Annotated in this window: 14 protein-coding genes; 1 reads left to right on the plus strand and 13 read right to left on the minus strand. The window is 71.8% G+C overall.

Translation table 11 applies throughout. From position 1 onward, the window contains the following. Positions 1–56 precede the first annotated feature (56 nt). The 3 genes from GJQ66_RS04340 to GJQ66_RS04350 form a co-directional block, all read right to left on the minus strand. Positions 57–944, minus strand: a complete 888-nt coding sequence (locus tag GJQ66_RS04340; protein WP_155048122.1) for a bifunctional methylenetetrahydrofolate dehydrogenase/methenyltetrahydrofolate cyclohydrolase — start codon at positions 942–944, stop codon at positions 57–59. Positions 945–1,010: 66 nt separating this feature from the next. Next, on the minus strand, positions 1,011–2,309 hold the full coding sequence (gene glyA / locus GJQ66_RS04345) for a serine hydroxymethyltransferase (RefSeq protein ID WP_155048123.1): 1,299 nt from the start codon (positions 2,307–2,309) through the stop codon (positions 1,011–1,013). A gap of 167 nt (positions 2,310–2,476) precedes the next feature. Next, positions 2,477–4,393 carry a S1 family peptidase gene (locus tag GJQ66_RS04350; protein ID WP_155048124.1) on the minus strand — a complete coding sequence of 639 codons (1,917 nt, stop codon included), beginning with the start codon at positions 4,391–4,393 and terminating at the stop codon, positions 2,477–2,479. 444 nt (positions 4,394–4,837) lie between these two features. Between GJQ66_RS04350 and GJQ66_RS15260 the strand changes: the two genes are divergently transcribed. Continuing rightward, complete coding sequence (locus GJQ66_RS15260) at positions 4,838–7,459, plus strand: sigma-70 family RNA polymerase sigma factor (RefSeq protein WP_196215811.1); 2,622 nt, start codon at positions 4,838–4,840, stop codon at positions 7,457–7,459. Between the two features lie 16 nt (positions 7,460–7,475). On the opposite strand, the gene GJQ66_RS04360 is transcribed toward GJQ66_RS15260, so the two are convergent. From GJQ66_RS04360 to GJQ66_RS04405, 10 genes are all read right to left on the minus strand, one after another. Next, complete coding sequence (locus GJQ66_RS04360) at positions 7,476–8,129, minus strand: DUF305 domain-containing protein (RefSeq protein ID WP_368732654.1); 654 nt, start codon at positions 8,127–8,129, stop codon at positions 7,476–7,478. A gap of 4 nt (positions 8,130–8,133) precedes the next feature. Further along, positions 8,134–8,829 (minus strand): DUF3105 domain-containing protein, encoded by a 696-nt coding sequence (locus GJQ66_RS04365; RefSeq protein ID WP_155048126.1) that lies wholly within the window; start codon positions 8,827–8,829, stop codon positions 8,134–8,136. Positions 8,830–8,917: 88 nt separating this feature from the next. Next, positions 8,918–10,534: a glycoside hydrolase family 13 protein gene (locus tag GJQ66_RS04370; protein ID WP_155048127.1), complete on the minus strand. Its 1,617-nt coding sequence runs from the start codon at positions 10,532–10,534 to the stop codon at positions 8,918–8,920. A 37-nt stretch (positions 10,535–10,571) separates the two neighbouring features. After that, positions 10,572–12,299, minus strand: a complete 1,728-nt coding sequence (locus GJQ66_RS04375) for a glycoside hydrolase family 13 protein (protein ID WP_368732655.1) — start codon at positions 12,297–12,299, stop codon at positions 10,572–10,574. A 165-nt stretch (positions 12,300–12,464) separates the two neighbouring features. Continuing rightward, on the minus strand, positions 12,465–13,394 hold the full coding sequence (locus tag GJQ66_RS04380) for a carbohydrate ABC transporter permease (protein WP_155048128.1): 930 nt from the start codon (positions 13,392–13,394) through the stop codon (positions 12,465–12,467). Next, complete coding sequence (locus GJQ66_RS04385; RefSeq protein WP_166320016.1) at positions 13,394–14,527, minus strand: carbohydrate ABC transporter permease; 1,134 nt, start codon at positions 14,525–14,527, stop codon at positions 13,394–13,396. The genes GJQ66_RS04380 and GJQ66_RS04385 overlap by 1 nt, the downstream gene beginning before the upstream one ends. Before the next feature lie 3 nt (positions 14,528–14,530). Further along, positions 14,531–15,859 (minus strand): ABC transporter substrate-binding protein, encoded by a 1,329-nt coding sequence (locus GJQ66_RS04390; RefSeq protein WP_155048129.1) that lies wholly within the window; start codon positions 15,857–15,859, stop codon positions 14,531–14,533. Positions 15,860–16,051: 192 nt separating this feature from the next. Continuing rightward, positions 16,052–16,435 (minus strand): 50S ribosomal protein L7/L12, encoded by a 384-nt coding sequence (gene rplL, locus GJQ66_RS04395; RefSeq protein WP_155048130.1) that lies wholly within the window; start codon positions 16,433–16,435, stop codon positions 16,052–16,054. 53 nt (positions 16,436–16,488) lie between these two features. Then, entirely contained in the window at positions 16,489–17,004 is a 516-nt protein-coding gene (rplJ, locus tag GJQ66_RS04400) for a 50S ribosomal protein L10 (protein WP_155048131.1), read from the minus strand. A 277-nt stretch (positions 17,005–17,281) separates the two neighbouring features. Next, positions 17,282–18,034 carry a YqaJ viral recombinase family protein gene (locus GJQ66_RS04405; protein WP_155048132.1) on the minus strand — a complete coding sequence of 251 codons (753 nt, stop codon included), beginning with the start codon at positions 18,032–18,034 and terminating at the stop codon, positions 17,282–17,284. Positions 18,035–18,111: the final 77 nt, after the last annotated feature.

Below are 18,111 nucleotides of genomic sequence, written 5' to 3' on the forward strand. Positions count from 1 at the left end.
GAACGCAGAGGCGCCGGGCGGATCCCGCGGATCCGCCCGGCGCCTGTGTTGCGGGATCAGGCCCGCTCGGCCGCGCGCTCGGCGGCCTCGACGACGTTCGTCATGAGGAGCGCGACGGTCATCGGCCCGACGCCGCCGGGGTTCGGGGAGAGCCATCCGGCCACGTCCGCCACGTCCGGGTGCACGTCGCCGAAGACCAGGGGCTTCCCGCCCGCGGGATCGTCCTCGCGCGTCACCCCGACGTCGAGCACGGCGGCGCCAGGGGCGACGTCCTCGGGCCGGATGAGGTGCTTCACGCCCGCCGAGGCCACGATGACGTCGGCCTGGCGCAGGTAGCGCCCCATATCGACGGTGCCCGTGTGGACCTGCGTGACGGTCGCGTTGATCTCCCGGCGCGTGAGCAGCAGGCCGATGGAACGCCCGATCGTGATCCCGCGGCCGACGACGACGACGTGCTTGCCCGCGAGGTCGTAGTCGTTGCGGAGGAGCAGCTCGATCACGCCGCGGGGCGTGCACGGCAGCGGCGTCTCGATGGGCCGGTTGACGTTGAGCACGAGGCGCCCGAGGTTCGTCGGGTGCAGGCCGTCGGCGTCCTTCGCGGGGTCGATCCGTTCGAGGACTGCGTCGGTGTCGATGTGCTTCGGGAGCGGCAGCTGCACGATGTATCCGTGGCAGGACGGATCCGCGTTCAGCTCGTCGATGAGCGCCTCGACCTCGGCCTGCGTGGCGTCGGCGGGGAGCTCGCGCTGGATCGAATTCATGCCGATCGCCTCGGAGCGCCGGTGCTTCATGCCGACGTAGAGCTGGGACGCCGGGTCCGCCCCGACGAGCACGGTCGCAATGCCGGGGGTGATGCCCCGCTCCTTCAGCGCCGCGACGCGCTCGGTGAGCTCCTGGGTGATGGCGGCCGACGCCGCCCTGCCGTCGAGAACCTTCGCGGTCATCGCGGCCTCCTTTTCGTCAGAACGAGCGGGCGCCCCGCGACTCGCGGGGCGCCCGTGCGGGTCGGGTCAGGCGCCGGCGTAGCCCTGGCCAGCCTCTTCGACGCCCGGGTAGAGCGGGAAGCGGTCGGCGAGCGCGGCGACGCGGCCGCGGAGGGCCGGAATGTCGGCGCCGGGCTGGAGGGCGAGCGCGATCACGTCGGCGACCTCGGTGAACTCCTCGTCGCCGAAGCCGCGCGTGGCGAGCGCCGGCGTACCGATGCGCAGGCCCGAGGTGACCATCGGTGGGCGCGGGTCGTTCGGCACGGCGTTGCGGTTGACCGTGATGCGGATCTCGTGGAGGAGGTCCTCGGCCTCCTTACCGTTGATCGCGGCGTCGCGGAGGTCGACGAGGACGAGGTGGACGTCGGTGCCGCCCGAGCGGATCGAGATGCCCGCGTCCTGGACGTCCTGCTGGAGGAGGCGTTCCGCGAGGATCTGCGCCCCGCGGACCGTGCGCTCCTGGCGGTCGCGGAAGTCCTCCGACGCCGCCAGCTTGAAGGCCGTGGCCTTCGCGGCGATCACGTGCATGAGCGGCCCGCCCTGCTGCCCCGGGAACACCGCGGAGTTGATCTTCTTGGCGATGTCCGCGTCGTTCGACAGGATGAAGCCGGAGCGCGGCCCGCCGATCGTCTTGTGCACGGTCGAGGAGACGACGTGCGCGTGCGGGACGGGGTTCGGGTGGATCCCCGCCGCCACGAGGCCCGCGAAGTGGGCCATGTCGACCCACAGGTAGGCGCCGACCTCGTCGGCGATCCGCCGGAACTCGGCGAAGTCGAGCTGGCGCGGGTAGGCGGACCAGCCCGCGATGATGACCTTCGGCTGGTGCTCGTGCGCCAGGCGGCGCACCTCGTCCATGTCGACGAGCGAGGTCTCGGGGTCGACGCCGTAGGCGACGATGTCGTAGAGCCGGCCCGAGAAGTTGATCTTCATGCCGTGGGTGAGGTGCCCGCCGTGGTCGAGCGAGAGCCCCAGCACGGTGTCGCCCTGACGCGCGAGGGCGTGGAGCACGGCGGCGTTCGCCGACGCGCCGGAGTGCGGCTGCACGTTCGCGAAGCCCGCGCCGAAGAGGGACTTGGCGCGCTCGATCGCGAGGTTCTCCGCGACGTCGACCTCCTCGCAGCCGCCGTAGTAGCGGCGGCCCGGGTAGCCCTCGGCGTACTTGTTCGTCAGGACGGATCCCTGCGCCTGCAGGACCGACACGGGAACGAAGTTCTCCGAGGCGATCATCTCGAGGAACCCGCGCTGGCGGTCGAGCTCGCGCTGCAGGACCTGCGCGATCTCGGGGTCGACCTCGGCGAGGGGGGCGTTGAAAAGCGATTCGGTCATGCGTGCTCCAGAACGACTCAGCGGAATAGTGGTCATCGCTTCGGCCCAGGCGCGCGGTCGAATGCCGTTCTTGGGTGTCGCTCCCCGATGGTGGCCCACCTCAGACGCCAGTCGCGACGTTGTCGATCATAGCGCCCGCGGGCGCCGGACCGCGAGGGGGATCCGGCTCAGCCGACCCACCGGCGGCGCGCGGCCAGCATCGCGAGGCCGGCCAGGAGCGCGAGCGCCCCGGCGGCGGTCAGCGGCAGCGTGGCGGTGCGTTCGATGCCGGTCGCCTCGAGCCGGCGCGCGGCCTCCGCCTCGGCCGCTGCAGGAAGCGGATCGGCCGGAACCGGCGACGCGGATTCGGCGGGCGCCGCGGCGGGCGCGATGCCCTCCGCGACGGGCTCGTTTCCGGCGGACGATTCCTTCGCCGGCAGGCCCTCGCCCTCCTCGCTCGGCGTCGTGCCCCCCTCGGCGCCGTCGCCGCCGTCGGCCGCGTCCGACGCGGCGGCGCCCTCGGCGGAGGCATCGCCGCCCGCGGGCGCGCCCGTAGCGTCCCCGTCGGCGGCGGCCGCGGTGTCTGCGGTGCCGCCTTCGGCCGCCTCGGTCTCGGCCTCGCCGCCCGTCCCGTCCGCCGCGCCCGAGGCGGTTCCGTCGCCCCCGACGCCGCCCGCGGCGTCGGGGCTGCCGCTCTCGGCACCGTCAGCTTCCCCGTCGACGCCCGGCTCCTCGGCGCCGTCCGACGCCCCGGCGGCGTCGCCCGTCTCGCCTGCCGCGCCCCCAGCGCCCTGCGCGTCGCCCGTCGCGCCCTCCGCGTCATCCCCGGCGTCCACGTCGGCGGGCGCCGCGACCGTCACGGTCGCCGACACCGCGTCCGAGCGGTCGTAGCCGCGCGCGGCGACAAGCTCGACGTCGTACGTCCCGGGATCCGCCGGCGCCGCGAACGCGAACGCGCCGGCGCCGTCGGCCTCGAGCGTCGCCTCGATGTCCCCCGTGACCTCCACCGTCGCGCCGGCGGGCGCGGTCCCGGCGACGGCGGATCCGGGCTCGGCGGCGCCCTCGGCCAGCTGCGGCTCGACGAGGTCGAGCATGAGGGCGTACGACCCGGCCCGGGCCGCGACGACGTCGAGCGCATACGCGAGGTCGGCGAAGAGCAGGCGGTCGCCCGCGGCGTTGCCCCCGCTCACGATCCCCACGGCGGTCTCCCCGACGACGACGGGGCCGCCCGAGTCGCCGCGCAGCACCAGCGGATCCGCCCCCGTCTGCTCCGCCACGTGGCCGAAGACCACGCGACCGTCGATCGCGAAGAAGCCCGTGTCGGTCACTACGCCCGCGCGCCACCCGGTGCTGCGCCCGCTGCGCCAGACCGTGTCGCCGACGGCCGCGACGCCGACGCCCGTGACCGGGACGGATCCGGCGGCCAGGTCGCCTGTGAGGGCGGTCGACCAGTCCGCGACGGCCGGCACGGGCGAAAGCCCGTCCGCCAGGCCGTCGATCACCGCGATGTCCGTCTCGCCCTGGACCTCCGCACCGACCGCGGTGTTCCCCGGTCCACCGAACTGCGAGAACCCGTACGTGCCGAGGTCGTCGAGCACGACGGATCCGTCCCCACCGACGGCGGGCTCGTCGGCCGGCGCGCTCCGGTCCACGTCCGTCAGCGCCCCGTCAAGGGTGCAGTGCCCCGCCGTGAGCAGGGCGGGCTCGCCCGCGGGCGACCATGCCGCGAACCCGAGCGAGCAGGTGTGGGTCGTCGCGCCGTCGCTCGCGAGGGTGCCGGCCCCGCCGACGACGTCCGTCGCGGCCGTCGTCACGAGCTCCTCCGCCGGTTCGTCGGCCAGCTCGACGTTCGCGTACGAGAGCGCGAGGCCGGACATCGTCGTGAAGGCGCCGGCGTCGTCGGTGTGGATGACGATCGTCGACGCGTCAGCACCGTCGTACGTGACCGCGACCACGCCCGGGTCGGCGAACGCCTCCGCCGCGACCTGCTCCAGCGTCGCGTCGGGCGTGCCCCCGTCGGCCCACGCCGCGGAGACACCGGCCCCCGTCACGGCGAGCGCGGCGACGAGCGCGATGGCGGTGCGGCGCGCGGGGCTCAATGGCATGACGGTCCTCGTGTCGACGGGCGGAGTGACCAGGCTATCGCCGGATCCCCACCCGCACCACGGGCAACTTTTGTCACACGCGTCACGCGCACGGCAGGGGCCGGCCGATCCAAGGCGATCCACCGGCCCCGCCCACACGCTCCGCGCACCGTTCGCGGTGCCTCCTGTCGTGCGGGCCCTCGGCGGGGCCGCAGCCCCGCCGGGCGAACGTGCCGCGCCGTTCGCCCGCTCGGGATGCGGCCCCCTCCGCACGCCGAGCACGTCACTCTCTCCCCCATGAGACGCGCGGCCTCACGGATCATCACGCGATTCCCGAGAAAAAATTCTCGCGCGAGACAAACCCAAGGTCAGTCTGAAAATCGCCGCAGATTTTGGCCGGGGGCTTGGCACGTCGCGTGGGTTGCGGGCAGAATCTTGAGGGCCATTACCCTGCCGAGGAGACCCATGCCCGACACCCGCGAGGCGCGCATCAGCGACGCGTCACACGTGTCGGACGTCGACCTCGTGACCCGCACGCGGGAGGGTGACACCTCCGCCTTCGGAGAGTTGTGGACGCGGCATTACCGCTCCGGCATCACGGCCGCGCGCAGCATCACGACGAGCATCGACCCCGACGATCTCGTGCAGGAGGCGTACACGCGCATCTTCCAAACCGTCGCGCGGGGCGGGGGCCCGACGGGCTCCTTCCGCGCCTACCTCTTCACCGCGATCCGCAACACGGCGGCGAGCTGGGGGCGCGCACGGCACGAGGTGGCGATCGACGAGGTCGAGCTCATCGCCGACCCCGCCACGACCGACGCCGCCACCGAGGAGGCCCTCGACCGCGGGCTCACGCACACGGCGTTCCGCTCCCTGCCCACGCGGTGGCAGGAGGTGCTCTGGTACACCGAGATCGAGCAGATGAAGCCGCGCGAGATCGCGCCGCTCGTGGGAATGCGCGCGGGCGCCGTCGCCCAGCTCGCGGTGCGCGCCCGCGAAGGGCTCCGCGAGGCGTGGATCCAGGCCCACATCTCGGCGTCGGCCGAGGGATCCGAGCACGCCTGGGTGCTCGACCGCCTCGGCGCGCGCACGCGCGGAAACCTCTCCTCCCGCGACCGGAAGCGGATCGAGTCGCACCTCGGCGAGTGCACGCGCTGCGCGATCGTCGCGGACGAGGCCGAGGACGTCGGCAGCCGCCTCGCCATGGTGCTCCTCCCCCTCGCGATCGGCGTGCCGGCGGCCGGCGCGTATCTCGCGGCGCTCCAGCGCGGCGAGGAGGCCGTCGTGGCCCTGGCCGCGATGCCGCCGAGCGTCGTCGAGGGCGCCGGGGGCGCGGTCGTCGCGGGCGGCGCAGCCACCGGCGGCCACGCCTCCTCGGGCGGATCCGCCGGCGCTGGCGCCGCCTGGACGGTGGGGGGCGTGCTGGTGGGCGGCGCGAGCGCCGCCGTGCTCGTCGCGGCGGTCGCGATCTCGTCCTTCACGGGCGGCCCCGCATCGTCCTCGGCCGCCAGCGACCAGTTCTCGTCGGGGAGCATGACCGAGGACGCCGAGACGCGCGCGTCGGACGACTTGACGGAGGCCACCCAGGCCGAGGAGACGGATCCGCCCGCCGCGCAGGAGGAAGACGCGCCGCGCGCCGCACTCGACATCTCGGGCGCCCGCGTCGTGGACGCCGCCGAGGGCACGGTCGCGCTCGACGTCGCGGGCTCCGCGGGGGCGCCGGTCAGCGCCCACGTCGACGGATCCACGACCGTCGTCGCGACCGGGTTCGCCGGTCACCTCGCCCTCGCCGCGGCGCGCACCGTCGGCGGCCCGGCCGTCGGCGAGGCGGTCCTCGACAGCGACGGGTTCTCCACCCTTGTCGTACGGGTCACGGCCGACCAGGTCGAGGACGACGCCGCGATCACGGTCGTCTATGCCGACGGCGCCGACGCACCCGCGCGCTCGACGCTGTCCGCGCTCGGGGTGCGCGACGCGCTGCGACAGGCGCTCCGGGCCGACGAGCCCGAGCCGGAGCGCGCGTCCCCGCGGCGGGAGGCCGAGAGCGATCGGAGCGCGGCGACCGTCGCGCCGCCGGCCGAATACGTCGCCCCGCCGGCGGAGGCCGAGGGCGGCCCGGAGCCCGAGGAACCCGTGACGCCGGTCGACCCGGCCGAGCCCGTCGACCCAACCGAGCCCGTGGGCCCGACTGAACCCGTCGACCCGACTGACCCGGTCGATCCGACCGAACCCGTCGACCCGGAGGACCCCGACGAGCCGACGGACCCGGAGGAGCCGGCCCCGCTCGCGGCGCCGACGGCCGTCGCGGCGACGGCCACGGAGCCGCACACCGTCACGATCCGCTGGGAGGGCGTCGACGACGCCGAGGCCTACCGCGTCTACCGGACCGACGACGGCGCGCTCGCCGACGCGCAGCTGGTCGACGAGACCGCGGAGCTGACCGCCGTCGACATCGAGGTTCCCCCGGGAACGCACGCGTACGTCGTTCTCGCGACCGCGGGCGAGCGCGAGAGCGCCGCCTCCGACCCCGCCACCGTCGACGTGGCGCTCGGCGCCCCGCAGGACGTGGCGGTCACCTCCTCCGGGCGCGTGACGTGGGCGCCGGTCGACGGCGCGGCGGAGTACGTCGTCACGCGCTCCGGCCCCGAAGGTGCCGCGACGACGCTCGGGGCCACGGCCGAGACGTCGTTCCTCGACGAGGAGACGCTCGCCGCGGGCACGTACTCCTACACGGTGACGGCGTCCGGCCCGTCGGCGCCGTCCAGCGCGCCCAGCGCCCCGGCCGCGCGCGAGGTGGCGGAGACGCCCCTCACCATCGTCGCGGCGGAGCGGGCGGACGAGATCGACGGCGCGGCGTTCTACGCGGTCACCGTCACGGGCCGCCCCGGTGCGCGCGTGGAGCTGCAGATGCACAACATCGACATGGCGAACTCCGTCGCGGCCGGGGCCCTCAACTCCACCGGCACGGCGACGCTGCGCGTGCTCGTCGCCGACCGCGCGCACGACCGCGATCTCACGCTGAGCTACGCGCTCGGCTTCGGAGACGGCGTCACCACGACGATCTCGGCGCTCGCTCCCGCGGTGTAGCGGCCCCGCGCGGGGCTCACCCGCAGCCGAGACGCGCGCCGATCGAGGCGAGCGCCGCGATCTCGGCCTGCTGCGTCTCGCCCATGGCGCGCGCGGTGCCGAGCACCTCGGGCCGCGACCCCATCTCCTCCACGGCGTCGACCATCTCGATCGCGCCGAGGTGGTGGGTCGTCATGAGGTCGACGAAGAGGCAATCGAGCTCCGTGCCCGACGCGGCCTCGAGGCGCCGCATGTCCTCCGCGGAGGCCATGCCCATCTCCTCGAGCAGCTCCTCCTCGGTCGCCGTGGCGGGCGCCCCATGGTCATGGGCGGATCCGCGCATCCACGTCATGAGCGGATCCCCCGCCTGCGGCAGCCCCCACGTCTCGAGCCACTGATACATCTGGCCGCGCTGGCCGGCCTGCGCCGTCGCGATGTCGTACGCCATGAGCCGCACGGCCTCGTCGCCGGTCGCGCGATAGGCAATCATGCCCATCTCGATGGCCTGGGTGTGGTGCACCTGCATGTCGCGCGCGAAGCCCGCGTCGGCCTCGTTCGGACCCGCCTGGTCGGTCTCGCCTCCGACGGCGACGATCCGGCCCGCGGTGAACGCCAGCCCCGCGACGGCGACGAGCACGACGAGCACGACCAGCCGCGGTACGCCCGCGCGCCGGGTCCGCCCCTCGCTCACGGCGTCAGCTCACCTTGCCCGGGCCGTCGACGGCGCCGGAGCAGAGCGCGCCCGGCTCCGGGACGTCGCCCGAGCGCCAGTACTCCTCGTAGAAGTCGCGGATCCGCTCGTCGTTCGCCGAGTCGACCTTCAGCTGCGCGTTCCACGCGCTCACGGCGATCGGGGTGTCCATGCCGGGGTACGGCGACAGGATCGAGTAGCTCGAGGGGGCGTAGGACTCGAGCAGCTCGACGTCCTCCTCGGACACCTGCTCGGGGTCGTAGGTCAGCCACACGGCGCCGTGCTCGAGCGAGTGCACGGCGTTCTCGTTCGTCTGGGGCTCGGAGTACACGCCGCAGTTAAGCCAGTAGGCGTTGTGCGGGCCGCCCGCGGGCGGCGACTGCGGATAGTCGACGGTGCCCTCGACGTGCTCGGTCTCGTTGTTGAAGGTCTCCACGCCCTCGATCGCGGCGCCCGAGGACCCCGCGCTGTAGTCGTTGAGCGGCTCGGGAGCCGTGACGTACAGAGTCACGATCGCGGCGATCACGGCGACGGCCGCGACGGATCCGCCGATCCACGCGAACTTCTTCGTGCGCCGGGAGCGGGCCAGCTGGCGCTGATACTCCGCCAGCTTCTCCTGCCGGCGCTCCTCGCGCCGCTGCTTCGTGGTCTGCTCGTGCTCTGCGCGCTTCGCGGGGTTTCCGCTGCGTCCCTGCGCCATGTCGCTCCCGGGGCGTCGACGATCCCCGGGGGATCCGGGGCTGGCTAAATTCTATGCAGACGCAACGAAAGCGTCCCTGCGAGTCTCCTCACACCCGGATCCACGCGGTCTCGTCGGTACCGAGCGGATCCGCGGCGCGCCCGCCGCTGCGCACGAGGACCTCCCCCGGCGGGAGCGGGACGGGATCCGCGCCGAGGTTCGCCACGACCCGCACGTCGCCATTGCGGAACGCGAGGACGTCACCCTCGTCGGTGTCCCATTCGAGGTCGCCGGATCCGAGCCCGTGCGCCCGGCGCAGCCGCAGCAGCGCACGGTAGAGCGAGAGCGTGGAGGCCGGATCCCCCGCCTGCGCGTCGCGGGCGTGCGCGCCCCAGCCCTCGGGCTGCGGGAGCCACGAGGCGCCCGTGTCGTTGAACCCGAAGGCGGGGCCGCCCGCGGTCCACGGTAGGGGCACGCGGCACCCGTCGCGGCCGTACTCGCCGCCGCCCGTCCGGATGAAGCGCGGATCCTGGCGCGCCGCGTCCGGGATCTCGACGACCTCCGGCAGCCCCAGCTCCTCCCCCTGGAACAGGTAGGCGGATCCGGGCAGCGCGAGCATCAGCGCGGTCGCGGCGCGCCCCCGGCGCCGCGCGACGACGGGGTCGGGCAGGACCTTCGAGGCGGGCCCGATGCCCTCGGCCTGCTCCTCCTCCGGCAGCGCGAGGCGCGACGGGTGGCGGATCACGTCATGGTTGGACAGCACCCAGGTGGGCGGCGCGCCCACGGCGCCGAACACGGTGCGCGACTCGTCGATGACGTGGCGCAGGCGCTCGGCGTCCCACGGCGTGCCGAGGTAGTTCATGTTGAAGGCCTGGTGCATCTCGTCGGGGCGCACCCACAGGGCGACCTGCTCGAGGGTCGGCAGCCATGCCTCCGCGCACAGCGTCCGGTCGCCGTCGTAGGTGTCGAGCAACGCCCGCCAGTCGCGATAGATGTCGTGCACGCCGGGCTGCGCGAGGTACGGCGCCTCGTTCCCGAGCCCGCCCATCTGCCCGGAGGTGTCGACGACGCGGTCGGGGAGCGCCGCGTCCTTCACGAGCCCGTGGGCGACGTCGACGCGGAAGCCGTCGACCCCGCGGTCGAGCCAGAACCGCAGGACGTCGCGGAACTCCTCCCGCACCTCGGGGTTGTCCCAGTTGAAGTCGGGCTGCGAGGAGTCGAACAGGTGCAGGTACCACTCGCCGTCCGGGAGCCGGCTCCAGGCCGGCCCGCCGAAGAACGACGGCCAGTTGTTGGGTGGCTGCGCGCCGCCGCGCCCCTTCCCCTTCGCGAACACGTAGCGGCCCCGCGCGGCGGATCCGGGACCCGCGGCGAGCGCCTCCTGGAACCACGGGTGCTGGTCGCTCGAGTGGTTCGGGACGAGGTCGACGATCACGCGAATCCCCCGCTCGTGGGCGGCGATGAGAAACGCGTCGAAGTCGGCGAGCGTGCCGAACATGGGGTCGATGTCGCGGTAGTCGGACACGTCGTAGCCCGCGTCCTTCTGCGGCGAGGGCATGAACGGCGAGAACCACACCGCGTCCACCCCCAGGTCCGCGAGGTGATCGATGCGCGCGAGCGCGCCCGGCAGATCGCCGATGCCGTCGCCGTCCGCGTCGGCGAAGGAACGCGGGTACACCTGGTAGATGACGGCTGTCCGCCACCACTCGGATCCGGGGGTCGTCATGCGTCGATCCTCGCCGCAAGGGCCCGCGCGCGCAAGCTCACGCCGCGCCGTCGCCGTAGTGCTCGAGGAGGTCCTCGAGGTCGGCCCGCACGATCGGGACGCCGCCCGTCTCGGGGCCGATCGGGACGCCGCCCGTGTCGATCCACGCGGCGGTGTCGGTCGGGAGGTGGTGGTCGACGAGCGGCCCGCTGGCGGCGACGACCGTCCCGGATGGCAGGGGCAGGGGCTCCGCGCCGAAGTTCGCCACGACCGTCACGTCGCGGTTGTGGAACGCCAGCACGTCGTCGCCCATGTCGTCGACCCAGACGAGCACGCTGCGCCCGAGGCGGTGCTCGCGCCGCTCGGCGAGGAGGCGCCGGTACAGGTTCAGCGTGGAGCGCGGATCCGCCCGTTCCGCGTCGCGGGCGTGTGCGGCCCAGGACGCGGGTTGTGGGAGCCAGCTCTCGCCGGACGCGCTGAAGCCGTAGGCGGGCGCGTCCGCCTCCCACGGGATCGGGACCCGGCACCCGTCGCGGCCGTACCGGCGCCCCGCGGTGCGCGCGAAGGTCGGATCCTGCCTGTCCGCGTCGGGGATGTCGACGACCTCGGGCAGGCCCAGCTCCTCCCCCTGGTACAGGTAGGCGGATCCGGGCAGCGCGAGCATGATCGTCGTCGCCGCGCGCGCACGGGCGAGCCCCGAGCCCTCCGCGGGGATGAACGGCGAGCGCGGCCCGATGCCGTCGTCCTGGTCCGGCGGCATCATGAGGCGGGTCGCGTGGCGGATGACGTCGTGATTCGAGAGCACCCAGGTCGCGGGCGCGCCCACGGCCGGGTACGCGCGGAGGGAGTCGGTGATGACCTCGCGCAGCGCCGCCGGGTCCCACGCCGTCATGAGGTACGCGAAGTTGAACGCCTGGTGCATCTCGCCGCTGCGCACCCACAGGGCGGTCTTGTCCGACGTCGGCAGCCACGCCTCGGCGCAGAGCACGCGGTCGCCGTCGTAGGTCGCGAGGAGGTCGTGCCACTCCCGGTAGATCTCGTGCACCTCGGGCTGGCCGCGGTAGGGCGACAGGTCATCGCGGCTCCCCATGGGCCCCGCGTTCTCGGGCTTCTGGTGATCCGCCATCCCCTCCTTCTTGATGAGGCCGTGGGCGACGTCGACGCGGAAGCCGTCGACGCCGCGGTCGAGCCAGAACCGCAGGATGGAGAGGAACTCCTCCCGCACGACGGGGTTTCGCCAGTTGAAGTCCGGCTGCGAGGAGTCGAACAGGTGCAGGTACCACTGCCCGGGCGTGCCGTCGGGCTCCTCGATGCGCTCCCACGCGGATCCGCCGAACTCGCTCTCCCAGTTGTTGGGCGGCAGCTCGCCGTGAGCGCCGCGGCCGTCCTGGAAGAGGTATCGGTCGCGCTCGGGCGATCCGGGCGCGGCGGCGAGCGCCTCGCGGAACCAGGCGTGCTCGACCGAGGAGTGGTTCGGGACGAGATCGACGATCACACGGATCCCCCGCTCGTGAGCGGCGGCGAGGAAGGCGTCGAAGTCGGCGAGCGTGCCGAACAGCGGGTCGATGTCGCGGTAGTCGGCGACGTCGTAGCCCGCGTCGTGCTGGGGCGAGCGCATGAAGGGCGAGAACCACACGGCGTCGATGCCGAGGTCGGCCAGGTCGTCAATGCGCCGGAGCGCGCCGGCCAGGTCGCCGACGCCGTCGCCCGAGGCGTCCGCGAACGAGCGCGGGTAGATCTGGTAGATGACGGCCTCGCGCCACCATTCGGATCCTGCTGCGGACACGGCTGTCCCCCTCTGCTCGCGAGCGATGCGTCAGGGCCGATCCTGTCACCGCCCGCGCGCCGGCGTTACGCGCCGCGCCCCGCGTGTCGCCCCACCCCCATCACGTCCACATTTCTCCGGCAAGTCTCCCCGGATCCCGGGGAGACTTGCCGGAGAAATGTGGACTTAGCCCTTGGCGGCGCCCGCGAGGAGGCCGCGGACGAAGAACCGCTGCAGGAGCAGGAACACGATGAGCGGGACGATGATCGCGATGAAGGCGCCGGCGGTCAGCAAGTGCCAGTCCTCGCCGCGCTGGCCCGTCATCTGCGCGAGCACCTTCGTGACCGGCGCGACGTTGCCGTCGGCAAAGATCAACGACACGAGCAGGTCGTTCCAGACCCACAGGAACTGGAAGATCGCGAACGAGGCGATCGCCGGCATCGACAGCGGCAGCACGATGCGGAAGAAGATCTGCCCGTGCCCCGCGCCGTCCACGCGCGCCGCCTCGATGACGTCGGCCGGGATCTGCGCGATGAAGTTGTGCAGCAGGAAGATCGCGAGCGGAAGCGCGAAGATCGAGTGCGCCACCCACACCTGCGCGTACCCCGCGCTCCCGAACGCCTGGATCACGGGGAAGCCGAAGATCTCCCCCTGCGAGAACAGCTGCAGGAGCGGGATGAACGCCATCTGGATCGGGACGATCTGGAGGGCGAACACGCACACGAACAGGACGTTCTTGCCCGGGAAATCGAGCCACGCGAACCCGTACGCCGCGAGCGTCGCGACGATGAGCGGGATAATCGCGGCGGGCAGCGTGATGGCGAAGGAGTTGATGAACGCCTGCGCCATCGTCAGCCCGCCGGTGGCGGTCGAGAGCGCCTCGGAGTAGTTCTCGAACGTCCACCCCCAGTTCTCGAATGCCGTCCACCAGCCCGTGGTCTGGATCTCCGTGCGCGGCCGGAAGGACGACACGAGGATCCCGAACGTCGGGATCGTCCAGATCACCGCGATGACGAGCGCGGCGACCGTCGCCCACGGCGACGTCAGGCGCATTTTGGCGCCCCGGAGCGCCCGCGGCTTCGTGCCCGCCGTGACGAGGTTCCGTGTCTCACTCATCAGCGCACCTCCTTCTGCTTGTTCATCTGGCGGGCGTTGTAGATGATCAGCGGCAACACGAGCACGAACAGGATCACGGCGTAGGCCGCCGCGCGCCCCGACTCGAAGCTCCGGAACTGCGTGTACATCTCGTTGGCGATGACCGACGTGTTGTTGCCGCCGGCGGTCATCGTGCGCACGATGTCGAAGATCTTCATCGACGTCAGTGCGATCGTCGTGAGCACGACGATGATCGACGAGCGGATCCCCGGCACGACGATCCGCGTGAACCGCTGATACGCGTTCGCCCCGTCGATCTGCGCGGCCTCGAGCTGCTCGGCCGGCACGCCCTTGATGGCCGCCGACAGCACGACCATCGCGAATCCCGTGTAGATCCACACAAAGACGACGATGAGGAAGAACGTGTTCCACGGCTCGACCTGCAGGAACCGGACGGGCTCGCCGCCCAGCCAGACGATCACCTGGTTGAGGAATCCAATCTGCTCGCGATCCGCCGGCCGCGCCGTGTACATGAAGCGCCAGATGATGCTCGCGCCCACGAACGAGATCGCCATCGGCAGGAAGATCAGCGTCTTATAGATCTTCTCGCCGCGCGTCTTGTCGATGAAGTACGCGTACACGAGGCCGATCACGGTCGAAGCGACGGGAGCGACGAGCACCCACACGATCGTATTGGCGATGGTCCGGATCCCCTGCGGTTGCGTCACGATCCAGAGGTAGTTGTCGAGCCCGATGAAGTCGGTGCCCCGCGAGTTCATGAACGACTGGATGAGCGTCTGGATCACCGGGAGCACAAGGCCCACGGCGAGCAGCGCCAGGGCGGGCGCGAGGAACCCGACCAGCTGGAACAGGTACCCCGCGCCCTCCTTCGCGCGCATGTCGAGCCAGAAGAACAGCAGCCCGAGCACCCCGGCGGCGAGGATCGCCCACCACCACGACTGCAGGACCCACAGCACCCCGAGCGGCATCAGGACGCACGCGGCGAGGCGGATGAGGGTGTACACCCGCCCCGGCCGCGGTGCGATCTCGATGAAGAACAGCAGCACCCCCACCGCGGCGGCGAACACCGCGATGACGATCGGGATCTGAGCCCAGGGCGACAGCCAGCTGAGCCACTCGAGGAAGGAGGCCACGGGTTACTCCCCCGTCGGCCAGCCCGACTCGATCTGCTCGAGCACCGTGTCGACGTCGGATCCCCCGACCCAGTCGCGCATGCCCGTCCAGAAGGTGCCGGCGCCCACGGCGCTCGGCATGAGGTCGGATCCGTCGAAGCGGAAGGTCGTCTCCGGGTCCTGCAGGAGCGCGACGGACTCCTCGAGGATCGGGCTCGACGCGAGCGACGGGTCGAGGCCCGAGTTCGCGCTGATCACGCCGCCGAGCTCGACGCGGGAGTTGGCCCACTCGGCGCTCGAGAGGTACTCCTGCACCTGGACCGTGGCCTCGTCGTCGTTGAACGCGCCGATGAGCTCGCCGCCGCCGGTGACGGCGGTCTCGCCGCCGTCCTCGTACGGCGGCGTCATGAACGCCCACACGTCGCCGTCCTCGGCGACCTCGCCGCCCGCGTCGATCAGGAAGCCCTCAAGGAAGGAAGCCTGGTGCGAGAGGATGCAGTCGCCCGACACGAGCGGGTTCGACACGTCGCCGAACGCGGTCGAGTCGATCGAGTTCACGCCGCCGAAGCTCGCGTTGACGTAGTTCTCGTCGAGCATGATCTGGCCCGCGTCGTCGAACGCCTGCGCGATCGCGTCGTCCGTGAACGGCACCTCGTTGTCGACCCACTGGTCGTACACGTCGGGCCCCTGCGCGCGCAGCACGAGGTCCTCGATCCAGTCGGTGCCCGGCCAGCCGGTTGCCGCGTCGGATCCGAAGCCCACGCACCACGGCGGCTCGCCCGTGTCCTGGCGGATCTGTTCCGTGAGGTCGAGCAGGCCCTGCCACGAGGTCGGCGTCTCCCAGCCGTGCTCCTCGAAGGCCGGCACCGAGTACCAGATCCACCCCTTGATGTTCGCCATCAGCGGGGATCCGTAGAGCTCGTCCTCGTATGTGAGGTAGGACGCCCAGTCCTCGCTCCAGAACTCCTCGACGTTCGAGGCGACCCCGTCCGAAACGGGCACGAGGTACCCGCGACTCGCGAGGTCGGTGAACAGGCCCGGCTGCGGGAAGAAGGCCAGGTCCGGCGGGTTTCCACCCTGTGCGCGGACGGCGATCTGCGCCTCGAACTCCTGGGAGCCCTCGTAGACGATGTCGATCCCCGTCTCTTCCTCCCAGTCGGCCCAGGACTCCTCGAGGAGCTCGGCCTCCGTGTCGACGATCGTGCCGTAGATCGTCACTTCCTGGTCCCCGTCGGAACCACCGGACCCACCGGATCCGCCCGTCCCCGGCCCGCCCGTGCAGGCGGAGAGGGTGAGAGCGGCGGCCGCGAAGCCGGCTCCCGTCAGGATCCATCGGTTTCGTCGTTGCGTCATCGTCGTGCCCCCATCGGCTGTCGTTGACTGACGGGGCGTCGTCACCCCTTGCCGACGAACATAGCCGCGACGGCGGCGCGTGGCAACGCTCCCACGCCCCCCGGGGGCGAGACGTGACCGACACGTAACGCAGACAGCGCCCCCGGAGCCGTCGGGCTCCGGGGGCGCTGCCGAAAAAGGCGTCAGCCTCGATTACTTGACGGTAACCGTGGCGCCGGCCTCCTCGAGCTTCGCCTTGGCGGCCTCGGCAGCGTCCTTCGCGGCGCCCTCGAGAACCGGCTTCGGGGCGCCGTCAACGAGGCCCTTCGCGTCGCCCAGGCCGAGCGAGGTGAGCTCGCGCACGACCTTGATGACCTGGATCTTCTTGTCGCCCGCAGCCTCGAGGATGACGTCGAACTCCGTCTTCTCCTCCTCGGCCTCGGCGGCGGCGGCGGGAGCGCCCGCAACGGCAACGGCGGCGGGGGCCGCGGCGGTGACGTCGAACTTCTCCTCGAACGCCTTCACGAACTCGCTGAGCTCGATGAGCGTGAGCTCCTCGAACGCGCTGAGCAGCTCTTCGGTGCTGAGCTTCGCCATGATGTATCTCCTGTTTGTTGAGGTAGGTAGGGGGTCTGTGTGAACGACGGCGATTAGGCCGCGTTCTCCTGCTTCTCGCGCAGCGCCTCGACCGTACGGACGGTCTTCGACGGCAGCGCCTGGAAGACGGCGGCAGCCTTCGACATCGAGGCCTTCATCATTCCTGCCACCTTGGACAGCAGGACCTCACGGCTCTCGAGGTCGGCGAGCTTGTCGACTTCCTCAGCGGTGAGCGGGTTACCGTCGAAGTAACCGCTCTTGATCACGAGAAGAGGGTGTGCCTTGGCGAAGGTGCGCAGGCCCTTGGCGACGGCGACCGGGTCACCGTGCACGAAGGCGATCGCCGACGGACCCTGGAGGTCGTCGTCGAGCCCCTCGACCCCCGCGTTGCCCGCGGCGATCTTGGTCAGCGTGTTCTTCACCACGGCGTATTCCGCGTCCTGACGAATGCTCGTGCGGAGCTCCTTGAGCTCAGCTACCGTCAGGCCGCGGTACTCGGTCAGCAGGACGGCGGTCGAGCTCTCGAACTTCTTCGTGAGCTCGGCGACCGATGCTTCCTTCTGCGCCATGGCCACTCCTTGATACGTACGAGGCGCCTCACGGTGGTGAGGTGCCGGCCGGATCCGCCCGCCGCACATGAAAAAAGCTCCGGCGCGAGGCGCACGGAGCTGGGAATCCCGGATTCGGGAGGCAGTTCGATACACCTGCGCGGGCCCCTGCATCTGCAGCGCTTCGTTCGGTACGTGTACACGCACCGACGACCGGCGGTCTTCGGCTTCGTCCAGCGTACGGCACGCACGGCCTTGCGCCAAATCGGGGCCGCGCGCTCCCGGCGAACCCCCAGCGTCAGTCGATGAGCGCGAGTGCGCGGTACGCGTCGGCCGTGGCCTCGCGGAGCATCGCCTGCTCGCGCGGCGAGAGGTCGTGCTGCGGGATCGACTGCCCCGTCGTCATGCGGTAGAGCTCGTCGATGAGCGCAGTCGCCATCGTCACGAGGGTGGCGATCTCGGCGTCGTCGCGGTCGATCCAGACCGACTTCGGCTCGTCGTGCAGCGGGCGGAAGTCGCGGTGCTCCTCCCAGGCGAACAGCGTGCGCTCGGCACCCGTGACGTGCTGCTGCCACCACACCTGCCGCAGGTAGTGGCGCGGAATCGTACGCCACGGCTTGTTTGTCGTCTTGATCTCGGCGAGGAGGATCCGCCCCTCCGCGTCCTGCGAGATCCCGTCGGGGGTCGCGAGGTGGCGCCGCTCGACGACGGCGCAGAACAGCGCGCTCGAGGGCGCGATGCCGTGCTCGCGCTCCACCCATGCCGCGATCTCGGGCTCACGGCGCCGACCGTGGTCGGTATACGCGTTGCCAGAGAAGCTCGACGGGCGCAGCTTCTGCTGCGCGGCACGGAGGATCGACGCGGGCGTCGAGAGGTGCGCGACGTCGGTCGCCGTGATCCCCTGCGACCGCGCCCGCAGCCACGCGACCCGGTCGCGCGAATCGGCGACGATCCGGGCTTCGAGGTCGGGGGTGAACACGCCCCCGACGATAGCCGAGGGATCCGACAAGTCCCGGAGCGACGCGACGGATCCGAATTGGTTGACGAACATCAACCAATCGCCTATAGTTGACTTTCATCAACTTTCTGCGCGACAGCGTCGCCGCGCGTTCCCGTCTCCTCCCGCAG

The sequence above is a fragment of the Microbacterium sp. ZXX196 genome, assembly GCF_009709595.1.
In the GTDB taxonomy this organism is placed as follows: Bacteria; Actinomycetota; Actinomycetes; order Actinomycetales; family Microbacteriaceae; genus Microbacterium; species Microbacterium excoecariae.